This window comes from Bradyrhizobium sp. AUGA SZCCT0283 (genome assembly GCF_018130385.1).
In the GTDB taxonomy this organism is placed as follows: Bacteria; Pseudomonadota; Alphaproteobacteria; order Rhizobiales; family Xanthobacteraceae; genus Bradyrhizobium.
Genome location: NZ_JAFCLU010000019.1, coordinates 23,506 through 40,763, shown reverse-complemented (window position 1 = coordinate 40,763; position 17,258 = coordinate 23,506). Strand labels below are relative to the sequence as shown.

The window sequence follows — 17,258 nt, the reverse complement described above, 5'->3', positions numbered from 1 at the left end:
CGTAAAGGTTAATTCGTCCTATTGCCCCTAGCATCGGCCACAATCATGGTCTATTCGACGGGACATGATCAAAGCGCGCACCGCCAAATTTCAGATCGGGCAGATTGTCCGCCACCGGGTGTTTTCATTCCGGGGCGTGATTTTCGATATCGATCCGGAATTCAACAATACCGAGGAGTGGTGGTTGTCGATCCCCGAGGAGGTTCGGCCTCACAAGGACCAGCCGTTCTATCACCTGCTCGCGGAAAATTCGGAGTCCGAATACGTCGCCTATGTCTCCGAACAAAACCTGCTGCCGGACGATTCCGACGAGCCAATCCGGCATTCGCAGGTGGCCGAGATCTTCGTGAAGGACAAGTCAGGCGGCTATCGCCCGCGCAATCCGTCGCTGAACTAGCCATCTTTGCCCGTTTGCCCGCAATAAAAAAGGCGCCCTGCCCGGGCGCCTTTTGTGTTGTGTCGAACGATGCGGCTCTTACTTCGCCGCCGGATTGGCGCCGCCGCCACCCGCTCCTTCGAGCTTCTTGCGCTGCTCTTCAGCCCGCTTCTGCAGCTCTTCCTGCAGCTTCTTCTGGTTTTCCTCGAACACCTTCGGGTCGGTCGGCGGACCGTCATAGGCCTTGGCGAATTCACCCGCGAGCGGTAGTGGCAGCGTCAGCGGCGCGCCGTTGGAATTGATCGCCTGAACAACGAGATTCTGGCCCTTCTTCAGGCTGGCGATCAGCTCGGGGGTTGCTTCGTAGTCGGACATGCAACCGTTCTGGAAGCAGATGACGTAGGGGCCCTGCAGCGGCGCATTGCTGTCGACGATGATCCGGGTTCCGTGCACGAGCTGCATGCCAAGCGGCAGGGTCACGCGCAGCAGCTTCTTCGGCTCGCCTTCCGGCTCGATGATGACGGCGGCGATGACAGGCTGGCCGGACTCGATGCGGCCGTCCTTGCCGGTGAAGCAAACCTGCTTGGCGCCGGCTTCCTGCCCCTTGAGGCAGAACTTGGTCCAGGGCGCGTAGATCAGCTGGACCTGCTGTTCCGGCGGCTGGGCAGCGGCGGCGGGCGGAGCGCCAGCCGGAGGGGCTTGTGCGGCCGGGGCGCCGGCGGGGCCCTTGGGAGCAGCCTTCGGAGCCGCTGGAGCCGCCTTCGGAGCAGCAGGCGCGGGCGCAGCCTTGGGCGCGCCGGGCGCCGGCGCGGGCTGCTGGGCTTGCGCACCCGAAGCGATCAACGTTGCCGACAATGCCGAGGCCGCCAACAGGGCTAAGATCTGCCCACGCGGCCGGATCGACCCGGCCAAGATACGGAAATTCATTGCGGAAAACCCTTTCTGAACCGCAGCGCCCGAAACCGCTACAGGCACCGACACCTAGCCGCGCTGAGGCGGCTGTCTCGTTGGCAATTGAGGCGGATACGTGACAGGTGTTCCCGCTATCATCAACTGCCCGCCTTCAATACAGCGGCAGACGAAAAGATCAATGCCGACAAGCATCTTTGGCATTCCCCGAAGGTCCATGCCGAAGCCTATGGTAAAACTTTCAAGTGCGCATTTTCGAATCAAATCCCTGCCCGCCTATGACCGTCTGCGGGCGTATCCGCCTGCGTGTGTTGGCGTGTGTCGCCCTCGCGCTGGGTGTAGCGCCGCTCGCGCCAGTCTGCGACGCAAAGGCGGCCGAAAGCCACGCGCTGGCGATGCACGGCGCACCGACCCTTCCGCCCGGCTTCACGCATATGCCCTACGCCAACCCCGATGCGCCGAAGGGCGGGCGGCTGGTCTGGGGCATCCTCGGAACCTTCGACAGCCTCAATCCCCTGATCGTTCGCGGCATCGCCGTTCAACAGATCAGGGGCTTTGTGGTCGAGAGCCTGATGGCGCGCGGCAATGACGAGGCCTTCACGCTCTATGGCTTGCTGGCCAAAAGCATCGAGACCGATGACGCGCGCAGCTATGTCACCTTCCACCTCGACCCCAGAGCGCGATTCGCCGATGGCAAGCCGGTCACGGCGGAGGACGTCCTGTTTTCGTGGGAGCTGCTGCGCGACAGGGGCCGCCCCAATCACCGCCAGTATTATTCCAAGGTCGCAAAGGCCGAAGCGCCCGACCCGCTCACGGTGCGGTTCGATTTCGGCGGCGCCAATGACCGCGAGCTGCCGCTGATCCTCGGCCTGATGCCGGTCCTGCCGCGGCACGCGGTCGATCCCGCGACGTTCGAGGAAACCACGATGACTGGACCGATCGGTTCCGGCCCCTATCGCGTCACCGCCGTCAAGCCGGGGGCCAGCGTCACGCTGACCCGCAATCCCGACTACTGGGGCCGCGACATGCCGGTAAATCGCGGGCTATGGAACTTCGACGAGATCAAGCTCGACTTCTATCGCGAGTCCAACGGCCAGTTCGAGGCGTTCAAGCGCGGCCTCTATGACTTTCGCGTCGAGTACGAACCGCTGCGCTGGCACGACGGCTACGATTTTCCGGCGGCCCGCAGCGGCGAAGTAATCCGCGACACCATCAAGACCGGGATGCCGCAGCCGTCGGAATTCCTGGTGTTCAACACGCGGCGTCCGGTGTTTTCGGACATCCGCGTGCGGCAGGCGCTGACGCTGCTGTTCGATTTCGAGTGGATCAACCGCAATTACTTCTTCGGACTCTACGCGCGCTCAGCGGGCTTCTTCGCAGGGTCCGAACTGTCCGCCTATGGCCGCCCCGCCGACGAGCGCGAGCGCGAGCTGGTGAAGCCGTTCGCCGAGCGCATCCGGCCGGATATCCTCGACGGCAGCTACCGCCTGCCCGTCACCGACGGATCGGGGCGCGACCGCACGACGCTGCGCAGCGCGCTCAAATTGCTGTCGGAAGCCGGTTACGAGCTCGATGGAGCCGTGTTGCGGCAGCACGCGACCAAAATCCCCTTCACCTTCGAAATCCTGGTGACGACGCGCGATCAGGAGCGGATCGCGCTGGCCTATCAGCGCGACCTCAAGCGTGCCGGCATCGAGGCCAGCGTGCGTGCGGTCGATCCCGTGCAGTTCGACCAGCGCCGGCTCGGCTACGAGTTCGACATGCTGCAGAACCGCTGGGATCAATCGCTGTCCCCCGGCAACGAGCAGTCCTTCTACTTTGGCAGCCAGGCCGCCGACATTCCCGGTACGCGGAATTACATGGGGGCGAAGGAGCCCGCTATCGACGCCCTGATTGCGGTGCTGCTCGAGGCGCGCGAGCGGGCGGCCTTCGTCTCCGCGGTGCGGGCGCTCGACCGCGCCCTGATATCTGGCTTCTACGCTATCCCCGTTATTAACGTGCAGGAGCAATGGATCGCGCGCTGGAATCGGATAGAACAGCCCGTAGCGACCGCGCTGACAGGCTATCTGCCGGAAACCTGGTGGCGGAAGCCAGAAGCGAAGTAAACTCACAAAGTGATGCAACCCCCGTGACAGAGCCGAAGTAACGCCGTGACCCAGCCCACCGCTTCGCCAACGCTCGACACGTTGTTCAAACGGAACCTGACGCGACAGCCGGATGCGCTGGCGCTGGTCGATCCCCTCAACAAGCAGCGCGTCACCGGCCAGCCGCCAAAGCGTCTTACCTTCGCGCAGGCCGACCGCATGATCTCGTCGCTGGCCGCGCACTTCATCGAATCCGGCTTGCCGTCCAATTCCGTCATCGCGGTTCAACTGCCCAACACCATCGAATTCGCGCTCACCGTGCTCGCCGCCTTCCGTGCCGGCCTCGTCGTCGCGGTGCTGCCGCTGCTCTGGCGGCAATCGGAATTGACCATGGCGCTCAACCGCACCGCCGCGCGGGGGATCGTGACCTCGGGCAAGGTCGACGGCGTGATCTATTCGGACATCGCCATGAACGCCGCGGCCGAAGCGTTCTCGATCCGCCATGTCTGCGGCTTCGGCAGCGACCTGCCCGAAGGCATGGCCTCGCTCGACAACGCGATTTTCCGGGAATCCCTGACCACGCGCGCCGTGATCCAGGACGGCCGCAAGGCGGCGCTGATTTCCTTCGACGTCACCGCGGACGGCTTCCGGCCGGTCCCGCGCGCCCATCTCGGCCTGATTGCCGGCGGCCTTGCGATGTCGCTCGAAAGCGACGTGCCGCAGGGCGCAACTATACTGTCGGCCTTCTCGCCGATGTCGTTTGCCGGCCTCGCCTCGTCGCTGGCGGTCTGGCTCTTGTCGGGCGGAACGCTGGTGCTGCACCATCCGTTCGACGAGGAGGCGCTGGAACAACAGATCAACGAACAGGCCTGCGATACGCTGATTGCACCGGCTCAACTGGCGCTGCGGCTGGACGAAATGGACCTCACCGCGCGGATGCCGAGCCTGCGCAATGTCATCGGCCTGTGGCGCACGCCGGAACAGGTCGGCTCCAGTGCGTGCTGGGCCGCGCAACAGGCGACGCTGACGGATGTCTATCTGTTCGGCGAGGCCGGATTGTTCGGCGCGCGCCGGATCGCGGAGGACGGCTCGCCGGCCCTGATCAAGCCCGGCCCCCACGGCGCGCCGCGCGAATTGCCGGGATCGTCGATCGCGGGCGAGATCCTGCTGACGCCGCGCGGCACGTTGGGATTGCGCGGGCCGATGGTGCCGGTCGCGGCCTATGCACCGCCTCCGCCACCGAGCGACACCCTGATCACCTCGCCGCCGCGCGACTATGTCGATACGGATTACGCGGCGCGGCTCGACCGCGTGACCGGCGCGATCAACATCACCGCGCCGCCGTCCGGCGTCATGGCCGTCGGCGGCTACCGGTTCCTGGCGCAGGACCTGCAGGAGTGGGCGCGGCGGCTCGGCCAGGGCGCGCTCTTGACCGCATTGCCCGACCGCCTCAGCGGCCACCGGCTTGCCGGCCGCGCGCTCGACAATGTGCGCGCCCGGGACGCGCTGACAGAACTCGGTCTTAACCCATTGATGGTGGAAGCATTTCGCGATCGGAACAGCGCGCTCTGAGAGCCTCCTTCAGCCCGGCGTTGACGCCGCATTAAGCGGCTCAAACTAGGTTTGCGGGTTCCAGATGCGCGCCTGACCCGAGTTCCAAAGATGTCCCAGCAAGGTCCGATCCTCGTCGTCTCGACCGCGAGACGGCCGTCCTTTGCCGCCACGCTCGACCTCGCGAGGCTGTTTCCGGTGGTCGAGACCGAGTGGGCGGACGCGGTGCGGGCCGTCGAACAGGTGCAACCGGCCGCCGTGCTGGCTGCAACCGCCGACGCCGATGCCGCCGGGCTGGCGGAACTGGCAGCGCGGGTTGCGGCACGCCAGCCTTATCTGCCGCTGATCGCGGTGGACCCGCGTGTCCCGCATCCGGACAACGTCATTCCCTTCTTTCAGGGCCAAATCTCGCAAACCCAAACCTCGCAAACCCAAGACGGCTCCGACCGCCTGGCGGCCCGCCTGCGTGCCGCGCTGCGCGTACGCTCGTTGCATGCGACCGTGATGCGCCGGGTGGTGCCGGCAACGCCGATAGCGCTGTCGCATGTCGATCCGGCGCGCGACGCTACCGTGCTGCTGATCGGCCGCGGCGGCGCCTATCCGACATTGTCGGTCGCGCTTGGCGAGCGCACCGGCGTGGTCGGCGCGCTCTCGATCGAGGCGGCTGCGAAGCATCTCAACGTCAGGGACATCGACGGCATCGTGCTCGGCGAAGGCTTCAGCCCGCGCGTGATCGACGCCTTCCTCACCGTGCTGACGGAGGACGCCCGTTTCCGCAACCTTCCCGTCGTCGTGACGGCAGGCGATCTGGCGCCGGCCTACGATCTGCCGAACCTCGAGGTCGTCTCCGACGACGCCGGCCAGGTGGTCGCGACGGTGCTGCCGCTGGTTCGCCAGCATGCCTTCGAAGCGCATCTGAGCCGGACGCTGAAGGCCATCGACGCCGACGGCCTGATCGACGCGCGGACCGGCCTGCTCACCCGGGAAGCCTTCGAGCGCGACTTTGCCAGCGCCATCTACCAGACGCAGCAACGCGGCGGCGGATTGTCGGTCGCACGCTTTGCGTTCGATCCCGAACATCCGCGCGCCCAGTTCGACGGCGCGCGGATCATCAGCCGCCTGATGCGGCGAATGGATTTCGGTGTCGCCGAGGAAGACGGCTCGGTCGTCGTGGTCTTTGCCGAAACCGACCTGAAGACGGCGCACACCGTAGCGCGGCGACTGTCGAGCGTGATGCGCCATACCAGCCACGGCCAACGCGACACGCGATCGGAGCCGGCCGTCACGGTCGCAACGCTGCTGCCGAACGATTCCGCAAAGTCATTGCGGTCGCGGCTCGAGGAAGTGGCGCATCGCGCGGCGTCGTGAAGCGGCCCAGGCGCCAATTATCCCGTCATTGCGAGCGTAGCGAAGCAATCCATCCCTCCGCCCGTGAGGAAGAATGGATTGCTTCGTCGCTTCGCTCCCTTGCGCAAACGCTTCGCGTTTGTCGCAGGCAATGACGTGGATAGAACTGCGCTACGCCGCCTTTTTGCTCTCCGCGAGATTGGCGAGTTGCCGCAAGATCTCGGTCGTGCCCATCAGACGCTCTTCCGGCGTCTTCCATGTCTGCAGGAACACCACCTTCATGTCGGGCCGCACCTTGGCGGCCTGGCCATGCTGGCGGATGAAGAACACCAGCCGGTCCGGCTGCGCGAACTTGTTCTCGCGGAAGGTGATGACCGCGCCCTTCGGTCCGGCATCGACCTTCTCGACATTGGCTCTGCGGCAATAGGCCTTGATGGCCGCGACCTTGAAGAGGTATCGGACTTCGTCCGGCAGCACGCCGAAGCGGTCGCGCATTTCGGCGGCGAAATTGTCGATCTCCTCGTCGGTCTCGAGATCGGCGAGCCGCCGGTACAGCGACAGCCGCACCGCGAGGTCGTTGACGTAATCCTCGGGGATCAGCACCGGCATGCCGATGGTGATCTGCGGCGACCAGCGATCGGCGGCAGGCTCCGCCACGCCGGCCTTGAGGTTGAGGATCGCCTCCTCCAGCATCGATTGATAGAGCTCGAAGCCGACTTCCTTGATATGGCCGGACTGCTCTTCGCCGAGCAGATTGCCGGCGCCACGGATGTCGAGGTCGTGCGAGGCGAGCTGGAAGCCCGCGCCCAGCGTTTCCAGCGACTGCAGCACCTTCAGCCGCCGCTCGGCCTGGGCGGTGATCTTCTGCTGCGCCGGCAGCGTGAACAGCGCATACGCCCGCAGTTTTGAGCGCCCCACCCGGCCGCGCAACTGATAGAGCTGCGCCAGCCCGAACATGTCGGCGCGGTGCACGATCAGCGTGTTGGCGGTGGGAATATCGAGGCCGGACTCAATGATCGTGGTCGAGAGCAGGATGTCGTATTTGCCGTCATAGAACGCCGACATGATGTCTTCGATCACGGTCGGTGGCATCTGGCCGTGGGCGACGGCGACCTTCATCTCCGGCACGTTCTTGTCGAGAAAATCCTTGACGCCGGCGAGGTCCTCGATCCGCGGCACGACGTAGAACGCCTGCCCGCCGCGGTAGCGTTCGCGCAGCAGCGCCTCACGGATCATCAGCGGATCATGCGGCGCCACGAAGGTGCGCACCGCGAGGCGATCGACCGGGGGCGAAGCGATGATCGAGAGATCGCGTACGCCGGTCAGCGCCAACTGCAGCGTACGCGGGATCGGCGTGGCGCTCAGCGTCAGCACATGCACCTGGGCACGAAGTTGCTTCAGCCGTTCCTTGTGGCTGACGCCAAAATGCTGTTCCTCGTCGACGATCAGAAGCCCCAGATCCCTGAACTTGATCGACTTGCCGAGCAGCGCGTGGGTGCCGACCACGATGTCGACATTCCCTTCGGCGAGCCCCTTCTTGACCTGCGTCAGCTCCTTGGCCGGGATCAGGCGGGAGGCTTGCGCGACATTGACGGGAAACCCGCGAAAACGTTCGGCAAAATTCTTGCTGTGCTGCCGTGCCAGCAGCGTGGTCGGCACCACGACGGCGACCTGCTTGCCGTCGAGCGCGACCGCAAACGCCGCGCGCAGCGCCACCTCGGTCTTGCCGAAGCCGACGTCGCCGCAGATCAGCCGGTCCATGGGCCGGCCGCTTTCGAGGTCCTTCAGCGTCGACGTGATGGCTCCTAACTGGTCCTCAGTCTCCTCATAGGGGAAGCGCGCGCAGAACTCGTCATAGACATGCGGCTGCACCGGCATTTTCGGCGCTTCGTGCAGGTGCCGCTCGGCCGCGATCTTGATCAGCTCGCCGGCAATCTCGCGGATGCGGTTCTTGAGCTTCGCCTTGCGCGCCTGCCAGCCGCCGCCGCCCAGCCGGTCGAGCTCGACATTGGCGTGATCGGAGCCGTAGCGCGACAGCAGTTCGATGTTCTCGACCGGCAGGAACAGTTTTGTTTCGGCGGCATAATGCAATTCGAGACAGTCATGCGGCGCGCCGCCGACCTCGATGGTCTGCAATCCGACAAAGCGTCCGATGCCGTGCTCGACATGGACGACGAGATCGCCGGTCGCGAGGCTCGTGACCTCAGAGATGAAGTTATCGAGCTTGCGGCTCGATTTGCGCGGCCGCACCAGGCGGTCGCCGAGGATATCCTGTTCGCTGATGACGGCGAATTCGTCGGTCTCGAAACCGCTCTCCATGCCGACAACCGCCAGCATGGCCTCGTTACGCGGCGTCGCCTGTACCGTGCGCCAGGCGTTGACGCTGGTGAGATTGGCGAGCTTGTGGTCGCGCAGCATGCTGCCCATGCGGTCGCGGGAGCCTTCGCTCCACAGCGTGATCACCACCTTCTTGCGTTGCGCCTGCAACGCCAGCACGTGCGCCACCACGGCTTCGAACACGTTGACCGAACCGTCGGCGCGCTCGGGCGTGAAATTGCGGCCCTGCCGCGCGCCGGCGTCGAACACGTCCCCGCCCCCGTCGGGGACCGCAAATGGCGTGAGCCGTGCCAAAGCAGTTTCGTTGAGCCGCGCCGTCCATTCCTGTTCAGTGAGATAGAGCCGATCCGGCGGCAACGGCTTGTAGATCGCGCCACCGCCCGGATGTTCCAGCGCCTCGCGCCTCGCCTCGTAATAGTCCGCGATCTGCTTGAACCGTTCGCGGGCGGCATCCTCGCCCTGCGGCTCGATCACAACCGGCGCGCCGTCGAGGTAGTCGAACAGTGTATCCATCCGCTCCTGGAACAGCGGCAGCCAATGCTCCATGCCGGGATGGCGGCGGCCTTCGCTAACGGCTTCATAGAGCAGATCGTCGCGCTGCGGCGCGCCGAAGGTCGCGACATAGCCCATGCGAAAGCGGCGGATGGTTTCGGTGACGAGCTGGAATTCCGAGACCGGAACCAGATCGAGCGCGCGCATGTCGAGCAGCGTGCGCTGGGTTTCCGCGTCGAAAGTGCGGATCGATTCAAGAGAGTCGCCGAAGAAGTCGAACCGCACGGGCTGGTCGAGACCGGCCGGAAACAGATCGAGGATACCGCCGCGCACGGCGTATTCGCCGGGTTCGCGCACGGTCGACGAGCGGTTGTAGCCATTGTGCTCCAGCCAGGCCACGATCGAGTCCATCGGCACGACATGGCCGGGCGCCACCGACAGCGCCTGCGCCGCCACCACCTCGCGGGCCGGCACGCGCTGCACGATGGCGTTGACGGTGGTGAGCACGATCAGCGGCTTGTCACTGCCCTGCAGGCGCGACAGCCGCGCCAGCGTGGTCAGGCGCTGCGCCAGGATGCCGCCATGCGGCGACACCCGGTCATAGGGCTGGCAGTCCCAGGCCGGAAACTGCATCACGGGCAAATCGGGGGCAAAGAATTCCAGCGCCCGCGCCAGCTGCTGCATGCGCGGACCGTCGCGGCAGACCACGGCAAGGCTCACCGCCGGCGGTTTTGGTCGTGCCGCCACCGCGCGGGCAAGATCGGATACGACCAGCCCCTCGGCGCCTTCGGCAACGTTGGCAAAGGTCAGCGCACGGCCGGGGGCCAGCAGCGCGGCAGGCGATTTGACAGGCGCCTTCATGCGTCGTGATCCACGGCGCGAAACGCCTTGATGCGGTCAAACAGCAGGCCGGCATATTCCGGCGCAAGCGGCGTGTCGCCGATCAGGGCGGCATAGAGATCGGGATCGGGCACCTCGATCAGGCGTTCGAGGTCCGACAGCTCGTCATCGCTCAAGCCCGATATCTCGGCATCCGCAAAGCGGCCGAGGATGAGATCCATCTCGCGGGTACCGCGATGCCAGCAGCGGAACAAAAGCCGCTTGCGGCGGTCGTCGAGGCCACCGCTTGATCGTGTCGTACCCGTCATTGTGGCAATCCCATCCAACGCCAAAAGCCCGGACGTGATGCCGGGCGGGGTTGATATAGCGGCGGGAATGACGAATGTCAGCCCTTGTTGTCTGCGCAAATGCTCGTCATGGCCGGGCACAGCCGTCCGAAGGACGGTGTCGCTTCCGCTCGCCTATGCCCGGCCATCCACGTCTTGACCTCAATACGGGATAAAAAAGGCGTGGATGCCCGGGACAAGCCCGGGCATGACGACCGAAAACGGATTTAAGTCTCCCGATGCGTCCCACCCTGCTCAATCCGCTGTTTGCGCTGGTCACGAGCCTTCCCGGCGTCGGGCCAAAGCAGGACAAATTGCTGCGCTATCTGCTGGGGCGCGATGAGACGCCGCGGCTGGTCGATCTGCTGCTACACCTGCCGGCCAGCGTGATCGACCGCCGGGCCCGGCCGAAGATTCGCGAGGCGGTCCAGGGAACCGTGGTGACGCTGGAAGTCACCGTGGACCGCCACCGGCCGCCGCCACCGCGCAATTCCCGCGCGCCCTATCTCGTCTATGCCTCGGACGATACCGGTGACGTGGTGCTGACGTTTTTCCGCGCCAAGCCCGGCTATGTCGAAAAGCTGCTGCCGGTCGGCGAGAAGCGCTACGTGTCCGGCACACTGCAGATGTATGACGGCATCCCGCAGATCGTGCATCCCGACCGCGTCGTGGACGAGGCCGGATTTGCAAAACTCAGCGGCATCGACCCGGTCTATCCCCTCACGGAAGGCCTCGCTTTGGGCTCACTGCGCCGCGCGATCGCGCAGGCGCTGCAAAAGCTGCCGGAATTACCGGAGTGGATCAGCCCGGAAGTCATTCGCCGCTGCAGCTTTCCGCCGATCAGCCAAGCGCTGAACCGCGTGCATGTGCCGCTCGAACTCACCGACATCCTGCCCGATGGCCGGTTCTGGTCGCGCCTTGCCTTCGACGAACTCTTGGCCGGCCAACTGGCGCTGGCGCTGGTGCGCGCGCAGTTGCGGCGTCCGGCCGGCGACCGCAATGCCGGCGACGGCCACCTGCGCCACAAGATCATCGACGCCCTTCCTTACGCGCTCACATCCTCGCAGCGCGAGGCGGTCGCCGCCATCGCCGAGGATCTGCGCCAGCCGGTTAGGATGCTGCGGCTGCTGCAGGGCGACGTCGGCTCCGGCAAGACGGTCGTGGCCCTGCTCGCCGCCGCTGCGGTCGTCGAGGCCGGCAAGCAGGCTGCGCTGATGGCGCCGACCGAAATCCTCGCCCGCCAGCATATCAAGACCATCGCGCCGCTGGCCGAACGCGCCGGCCTGCGCGTGGCGATCCTGACGGGCCGCGAGAAGGGCAAGGAGCGGCGCGAAATCTTAGGCCGGCTGGAAGCGGGCGAGGTCGACTTCCTGGTCGGCACCCATGCGCTGATCCAGGACGACGTGATCTTCAAGGCGCTGGCGCTCGCCGTGGTCGACGAGCAGCATCGCTTCGGCGTGCGCGAACGGCTCGCGCTCACCAACAAGGGCGAAGCGGTTGACGTGCTGGTGCTGAGCGCAACGCCGATCCCCCGCACGCTGGTGCTCACCTATTTCGGCGACATGGACGTCTCCGAGCTGCGCGAAAAACCGGCCGGCCGCCAGCCGATCGAAACCCGCACCATATCGATGAGCCGCCTCGACGAGGTGACCGATGGCGTCGGCCGCGCGCTGCAGGCCGGCAAGCTGGTCTACTGGATCTGCCCGCTGGTGGAGGAATCGGAAGCCGAAGGCACCGAGCACCTCACCAACGCGACGGAACGGTTTGAAAAGCTGCGGCAACGCTTCGGCGACAAGGTTGGTCTCGTCCACGGGCAGATGAAGGGCACGGAGAAGGACCGCGTGATGGCGCAATTCGCCGCCCACGAGATCGGGCTGCTGGTCGCGACCACGGTGGTCGAGGTCGGCGTCGACGTTCCGGCCGCGACCATCATGGTGATCGAGAACGCCGAGCGCTTCGGGCTCGCGCAATTGCACCAGTTGCGCGGCCGGATCGGGCGCGGCTCGGAGGCATCTACCTGCCTGCTGCTCTACAAGGAGCCGCTCGGCGAGATGTCGAAGGCGCGGCTGAAGGTGATCCGCGAGACCACCGATGGTTTTCGAATTGCCGAGGAGGATCTGAAACTGCGCGGCGAAGGCGACGTGCTCGGCATCCGCCAGAGCGGCCTGCCCGGCTATCGCATCGCCCGCTCCGACGTCCACGCGCAACTGATCACGCAGGCCCGCGACGAGGCGCTGCGTATCATGAAGGACAATCCAAAGCTCAAGGGCGAGCGCGGCGAGGCGCTGCGCTGCCTGCTTTATCTATATGAACGCGACGAAGCCGTGCCGCTGATCGGTGCGGGATAACTCGCCCGAGTGTAAGCAACGCGGCGCCGGTAGTGCTCGGTGCCCTCGACGATCTTGTCCAGCAACGCCTCCAGCGCCCAGAATTTTTCGTGGATATCGAAGATGACGGCACGGCTGTCGGTACAAGAGAACGTGCCAAGACGCTGGTGGTAGAGCTTTGCGAGCTTCGGATAGCCCATCGGCTCGGCCATCGCGGACAGTGCGAGGTAGACCGAGAGTTCGTCCGCCAGTGCCGGATGGCTGGCATGCTCCGTCATCAGCCACTTGTAGAGATCGGGATGAAAGTTCGTGAACACGCCGGTAAAGCCGCGCGAGCCGGCCTTCATCGCAGCATAGGCAATCGCCGCATTGGCGTTGACGATGGCAAGCGGCGTGCCCCTGGTCAGCGCCACCCGGCGCTTTACCGTTTCGAGGTCGCAGGATACGTCCTTGAGGATGACGAAGCGGCCGGTGCCCGCGCAGAACGTCAGTTCGTCGTCGGTCAGCAGCCGGCGATGGGGCGCCGGGCATTCGTAGAGCCCGAGGGGAATGTGCTTCGGCAGCCGGTCGAGCAGCCAGCTCAGATCGTCGATGAACTTGCTGCCGCCTTCCCTTTTGGCATCGAGACGGTTGGTGACGAGCACCATGCCGTCAACGCCGGTCGCGGCAATCGCGGTCAGTTCGGCAAGCTGGTCCTCCAGGCTTTCGCTGATGTGGCCGGAAGCGATCACCGGCACGCGGCCGGCGGCGGCTTTCCGGACGAAAGCGGCGAGTTCAACCCGTTCGTCGAGACTGAGATACTGCATCTCGCTGGACTGGCAGACCGCAAACAGCGCGTCCGAACCATGATCGATGTACCATTCCACCAGCCGGCCGAGACCCGGATAGTCGATCCCGCCGCTTTCCGTAAACGGCGTGATCATCACGGGAATGATTCCCTCGATTTTCTTCGTCATAAGTTCAGCCTGTCTATCCCGTCATTGCGAGCGCAGCGAAGCAATCCATTCTTTCTTTATGCCGCGAGATGGATTGCTTCGCTGCGCTCGCAATGAAGGCGGAGAAACGTCCCGCTTTACTCCACCTTCACCTTTGCGGGAGCCGGCTGCAGTGCGGCTGCCGAGTTGGCGACGCGCGCCGCGTTCGCCATGCCGGCCAATGCTGCGGCGTTGCGCTTCTGCGGATCGGAGCCGGGCTGCACCACGCCCGCCGACATGATCAGGGTCGCGGCGTCTTCGGTGCTCATGTCGACTTCGATGATCTTGCTCTTCGGCACGTAGAAGAAGAAACCCGTGGTCGGGTTCGGCGCGCAGGGCAGGAAAACCGAGATATGCTCCTCCTCGCCGGGAAGCTGGCTGGCGATGTTCACGCTCGGCGACTGCGAGATCAGGACGATCGACCACATCCCCGGCGAGGGAAACTCGACCAGGCCGACCTTGCGGAAGCTCGACCCCTTGCCCGAGAACAGCGTCTCGAACACCTGCTTCAGGCCGCGATAGATCGCGCGCACCACCGGCATGCGCCCGAGCAGGCGCTCGCCGAGATCGACCAGCGTCCGCCCGATCAGGTTGGCGGTGAGGAAACCGAGCAGCGTCAGCGCGACCACCGCGACGACCAGCCCCGAACCGGGCACGCTGAACGGCAGATAGGTTTCCGGCCGGTAGACCGTCGGCACGAACGGGCGGACCAGATTGTCGACCCAGTTCACGAACCACCAGGTCAGATAGAGCGTGATCGCGACCGGGCCTGCGACAATCAGTCCGGTCAGAAAATAGTTCCGGAAACGGGCCATTAGCCCGCGAGGGTGTTCCGGGGGGGATTCCTCAGGGGGCTCAATCGGGGGCAGTTCTTCGCGGTTCATCGGGGTTCCAGGTCAGGTCAGCCGGACTCGACATTTGGGCGCGATCGGACGCAAAACCGGGGTCCACTTTTGCTGATCGCGCCTATGCCAGCTAAACCATCCTAGCAGGTTTTTGAAGAGCCAGCGTGACAGCCGTTTGGCTTAACTATTCGACCGTTACCGATTTGGCGAGATTTCGCGGCTGATCGACGTCGGTGCCCATCACCACGGCGGTATGATAGGCCAAAAGCTGCACCGGGACGGCGTAGACCATCGGGGTGAACGCCGCCGCCATGTCGGGCAGCACGATGGTGACCAGGGATTCGATGGTGGCTTCCGCCGCCCCCTTGGCGTCGGTCATCAGGATGATGTTGCCGCCGCGGGCCGCCACTTCCTGCATGTTGGAGACGGTCTTCTCGAACACCCGGTCGTGCGGCGCGATCACGACAACCGGCATGTTCTCGTCGATCAGCGCGATCGGCCCATGCTTGAGTTCGCCGGCGGCATAGCCCTCGGCGTGGATGTAGGAAATTTCCTTCAGCTTCAGCGCGCCTTCCAGCGCCAAGGGATAGCTGGTGCCGCGGCCGAGATAGAGCACGTCCTTCGATTTCGAGATGTCGCGCGCCAGTTTTTCGATCTGCGGCTCTGATGTCAGCGCCGCCGCCATCAGGCGCGGAATCTCGACGAGGCCGTGGACGAGTTTTGTTTCATCCTCATCCGACAACTCGCCGCGCGCCTTGCCGGCGGCGACCGCGAGCAAGGCCAGCACCATCAACTGGCAGGTGAACGCCTTGGTCGAGGCGACGCCGATCTCGGGGCCGGCGAGCGTCTGCAGCACGGTTTCGCTTTCGCGCGCAATCGTCGAGGTCGGCACGTTCACGACAGACAAAGTGTGCACGCCCTCGCCCTTGGCGTAGCGCAGCGCGGCCAGCGTATCGGCGGTCTCGCCGGACTGCGAAATGAAGATCGCGAGATCGCCCTTGCGCAAGGGCGCCTCGCGGTAGCGGAATTCAGAGGCGACATCGACTTCGACCGGCACGCGCGCGAACCGCTCGAACCAGTATTTGGCGACATAGCCGGCATAGCTCGCGGTGCCGCAGGCCGTGATCGAAATGCGCTGGATATCCTTGAAGTCGAACGGCAGCTTGACCGGCAGCATGACGCGGTCGCTCGCCATGTCGACGTAGCGCGCCAGGGTATGCCCGACCACTTCCGGCTGCTCGTGAATTTCCTTGGCCATGAAGTGGCGGTAGTTCGCCTTGTCGACCAGCGAGGTCGAGGCCGAGTGCTTGACCGCCTCGCGGTGCACGATCGCGTTGTTCTTGTCGTAGATGACAGCGCCCTTGTGCGTCAGCACCACCCAGTCGCCGTCCTCGAGATAGCTGATCGTATCGGTGAAGGGACCTAGCGCAATCGCGTCCGACCCCAGATACATTTCGCCATCGCCGTGACCGATCGCCAGCGGCGGGCCGTTGCGGGCGCCGATCATCAAATCGTCGTCGCCGGCGAAGATGAACCCGAGCGCGAACGCGCCGCGCAATTCCGACAGCGCCGCCCTCACCGCCTCGACCGGCTTGATGCCCTGCTGCAGCAAATTGTCGACCAGGTGCAGAACGATCTCGGTATCGGTTTCGGTCTTGAACACCGTCCCCTTTTTCTCCAGCGCCTCGCGCAACTCGCGAAAGTTCTCGATGATGCCGTTGTGAACCACGGCGACGCGATCGGTCGCATGCGGATGCGCGTTGTTCTCGGTCGGCTTGCCGTGGGTTGCCCAGCGGGTGTGCCCGATCCCGGTGTGGCCCTGGAGCGGTTCGGCATCCAGCCGCTTTTCGAGGTTCTTCAGCTTGCCCTCGGCGCGGCGGCGCGCGAGGTGACCGCCTTCCAGCGTGGCGACGCCTGCGGAATCATAGCCGCGATATTCAAGCCGCTTGAGTGAATCCACCAGCTGCTCCGCGACCGGAGCTTTCCCAAGAATGCCGACAATGCCGCACATGCGGTTCAATACCCCAAATCGACGACAGTAGCGTCGCAACCCGCTAATCTCTTAACGAAATTCGCTATCTTACAGATACTCAATAATTATTGCGGATTGAGACAGTCTTAAGCGGAAAGCTTAATGGGTAGCCAAACCGGGTATTAGTCTTACTGGGTCACCAGTTCCTCATGGTGAGGAGCGCGTAGCGCGTCTCGAACCATGAGGCCCCGTCTGTGGCCTGCATCCTTCGAGACGCCCGCTCCGCGGGCTCCTCAGGATGAGGGTCAAATGGCCCTTTTCCCGCGAGGCCTGCAGATACAGCTCCGCGATCTCGCGGCATGACCTGCCCGAGCTTTGGCCTTGGTTCTCCCCAAAGAGAGGGAGCAGGGAATGCCGGATGCGCGCTGCACCCGCGGTCTCGCGTGCAATGGGTAGAAGGAAACGCACACGAGCATACAGGTTCAGCGGAGGCAATCCGGCATTCCCTGCGCAATGGCTTTACGGCTTACTTCGCGCTCTCCCCGGCGACGAATTCCTCTTGTCACCGTCACCAGCGGATTGAGATTTGTCTAAGCCCGGTCGGGCCGACGCGTCTCCGCTGGCTTGACATCAGCCACGGATGCCAGAACCACACGACTTCGCCGTACGCAGCGCCCTCAACCGTCCCTCCGATCGGCGAGATGCCGACCGAAATTCTGGCGAAGGCCTTGAAACGCCGGTCGTCTGCGCAACGTTGGATCGCTCACGGGAGACCCGCCCTGCGACCACGATCGCGCCCGACGCCGCTGCGTCCACCGCATCCAACCCCGCGTCCGTGACGATCGCGATACGCCCCTCTTGCCGGGGTGGACGGCCGG

At 64.8% G+C, this 17,258-nt stretch carries 11 protein-coding genes; 5 read left to right on the top strand and 6 right to left on the bottom strand.

Going from position 1 to position 17,258, the window contains the following annotated elements; translation table 11 throughout:
• The first annotated feature begins 64 nt into the window (after window positions 1-64).
• Window positions 65-397, top strand: a complete 333-nt coding sequence (gene hspQ / locus JQ624_RS24100) for a heat shock protein HspQ (RefSeq protein WP_212421402.1) — start codon at window positions 65-67, stop codon at window positions 395-397.
• Between the two features lie 78 nt (window positions 398-475).
• On the opposite strand, the gene JQ624_RS24095 is transcribed toward hspQ, so the two are convergent.
• Window positions 476-1,303 (bottom strand): invasion associated locus B family protein, encoded by an 828-nt coding sequence (locus tag JQ624_RS24095; protein WP_212421401.1) that lies wholly within the window; start codon window positions 1,301-1,303, stop codon window positions 476-478.
• Window positions 1,304-1,563: 260 nt separating this feature from the next.
• Here JQ624_RS24095 and JQ624_RS24090 point away from each other — a divergent pair, with 260 nt between their 5' ends.
• The 3 genes from JQ624_RS24090 (at window position 1,564) to JQ624_RS24080 (ending at window position 6,288) form a co-directional block, all read left to right on the top strand.
• Window positions 1,564-3,390 (top strand): extracellular solute-binding protein, encoded by a 1,827-nt coding sequence (locus JQ624_RS24090; RefSeq protein ID WP_212421400.1) that lies wholly within the window; start codon window positions 1,564-1,566, stop codon window positions 3,388-3,390.
• A 45-nt stretch (window positions 3,391-3,435) separates the two neighbouring features.
• Window positions 3,436-4,941 carry a class I adenylate-forming enzyme family protein gene (locus JQ624_RS24085; protein ID WP_212421399.1) on the top strand — a complete coding sequence of 502 codons (1,506 nt, stop codon included), beginning with the start codon at window positions 3,436-3,438 and terminating at the stop codon, window positions 4,939-4,941.
• Between the two features lie 90 nt (window positions 4,942-5,031).
• On the top strand, window positions 5,032-6,288 hold the full coding sequence (locus tag JQ624_RS24080; RefSeq protein ID WP_212421398.1) for a GGDEF domain-containing protein: 1,257 nt from the start codon (window positions 5,032-5,034) through the stop codon (window positions 6,286-6,288).
• Window positions 6,289-6,438: 150 nt separating this feature from the next.
• On the opposite strand, the gene mfd is transcribed toward JQ624_RS24080, so the two are convergent.
• Window positions 6,439-9,957: a transcription-repair coupling factor gene (gene mfd, locus JQ624_RS24075; protein WP_212421397.1), complete on the bottom strand. Its 3,519-nt coding sequence runs from the start codon at window positions 9,955-9,957 to the stop codon at window positions 6,439-6,441.
• Window positions 9,954-10,244 (bottom strand): succinate dehydrogenase assembly factor 2, encoded by a 291-nt coding sequence (locus tag JQ624_RS24070; RefSeq protein WP_212421396.1) that lies wholly within the window; start codon window positions 10,242-10,244, stop codon window positions 9,954-9,956. Before JQ624_RS24070 ends, mfd begins: the two co-directional genes overlap by 4 nt.
• A gap of 257 nt (window positions 10,245-10,501) precedes the next feature.
• Here JQ624_RS24070 and recG point away from each other — a divergent pair, with 257 nt between their 5' ends.
• Complete coding sequence (gene recG, locus JQ624_RS24065) at window positions 10,502-12,610, top strand: ATP-dependent DNA helicase RecG (protein ID WP_212421395.1); 2,109 nt, start codon at window positions 10,502-10,504, stop codon at window positions 12,608-12,610.
• Here the strand turns inward: recG and JQ624_RS24060 are convergent.
• From JQ624_RS24060 to glmS, 3 genes are all read right to left on the bottom strand, one after another.
• Complete coding sequence (locus tag JQ624_RS24060) at window positions 12,562-13,545, bottom strand: dihydrodipicolinate synthase family protein (RefSeq protein ID WP_212421394.1); 984 nt, start codon at window positions 13,543-13,545, stop codon at window positions 12,562-12,564. The two genes, recG and JQ624_RS24060, sit on opposite strands and share 49 nt — an antisense overlap.
• Before the next feature lie 116 nt (window positions 13,546-13,661).
• A complete protein-coding gene (locus tag JQ624_RS24055) occupies window positions 13,662-14,447 on the bottom strand; it encodes a DUF502 domain-containing protein (RefSeq protein ID WP_212421393.1) in 786 nt (261 codons plus the stop codon).
• 145 nt (window positions 14,448-14,592) lie between these two features.
• A complete protein-coding gene (gene glmS / locus JQ624_RS24050) occupies window positions 14,593-16,419 on the bottom strand; it encodes a glutamine--fructose-6-phosphate transaminase (isomerizing) (RefSeq protein ID WP_212421392.1) in 1,827 nt (608 codons plus the stop codon).
• Window positions 16,420-17,258: the final 839 nt, after the last annotated feature.

Excerpts from the sequence above, each read along its gene's own strand:
- hspQ (WP_212421402.1), top strand. The coding sequence starts at position 65 with ATGATCAAAGCGCGCACCGCCAAATTTCAGATCGGGCAGATTGTCCGC.
- JQ624_RS24090 (WP_212421400.1), top strand. The coding sequence starts at position 1,564 with ATGACCGTCTGCGGGCGTATCCGCCTGCGTGTGTTGGCGTGTGTCGCC.
- JQ624_RS24055 (WP_212421393.1), bottom strand. The coding sequence starts at position 14,447 with ATGAACCGCGAAGAACTGCCCCCGATTGAGCCCCCTGAGGAATCCCCC.
- JQ624_RS24060 (WP_212421394.1), bottom strand. The coding sequence starts at position 13,545 with ATGACGAAGAAAATCGAGGGAATCATTCCCGTGATGATCACGCCGTTT.
- recG (WP_212421395.1), top strand. The coding sequence starts at position 10,502 with ATGCGTCCCACCCTGCTCAATCCGCTGTTTGCGCTGGTCACGAGCCTT.
- mfd (WP_212421397.1), bottom strand. The coding sequence starts at position 9,957 with ATGAAGGCGCCTGTCAAATCGCCTGCCGCGCTGCTGGCCCCCGGCCGT.
- glmS (WP_212421392.1), bottom strand. The coding sequence starts at position 16,419 with ATGTGCGGCATTGTCGGCATTCTTGGGAAAGCTCCGGTCGCGGAGCAG.
- JQ624_RS24070 (WP_212421396.1), bottom strand. The coding sequence starts at position 10,244 with ATGACGGGTACGACACGATCAAGCGGTGGCCTCGACGACCGCCGCAAG.
- JQ624_RS24095 (WP_212421401.1), bottom strand. The coding sequence starts at position 1,303 with ATGAATTTCCGTATCTTGGCCGGGTCGATCCGGCCGCGTGGGCAGATC.
- JQ624_RS24080 (WP_212421398.1), top strand. The coding sequence starts at position 5,032 with ATGTCCCAGCAAGGTCCGATCCTCGTCGTCTCGACCGCGAGACGGCCG.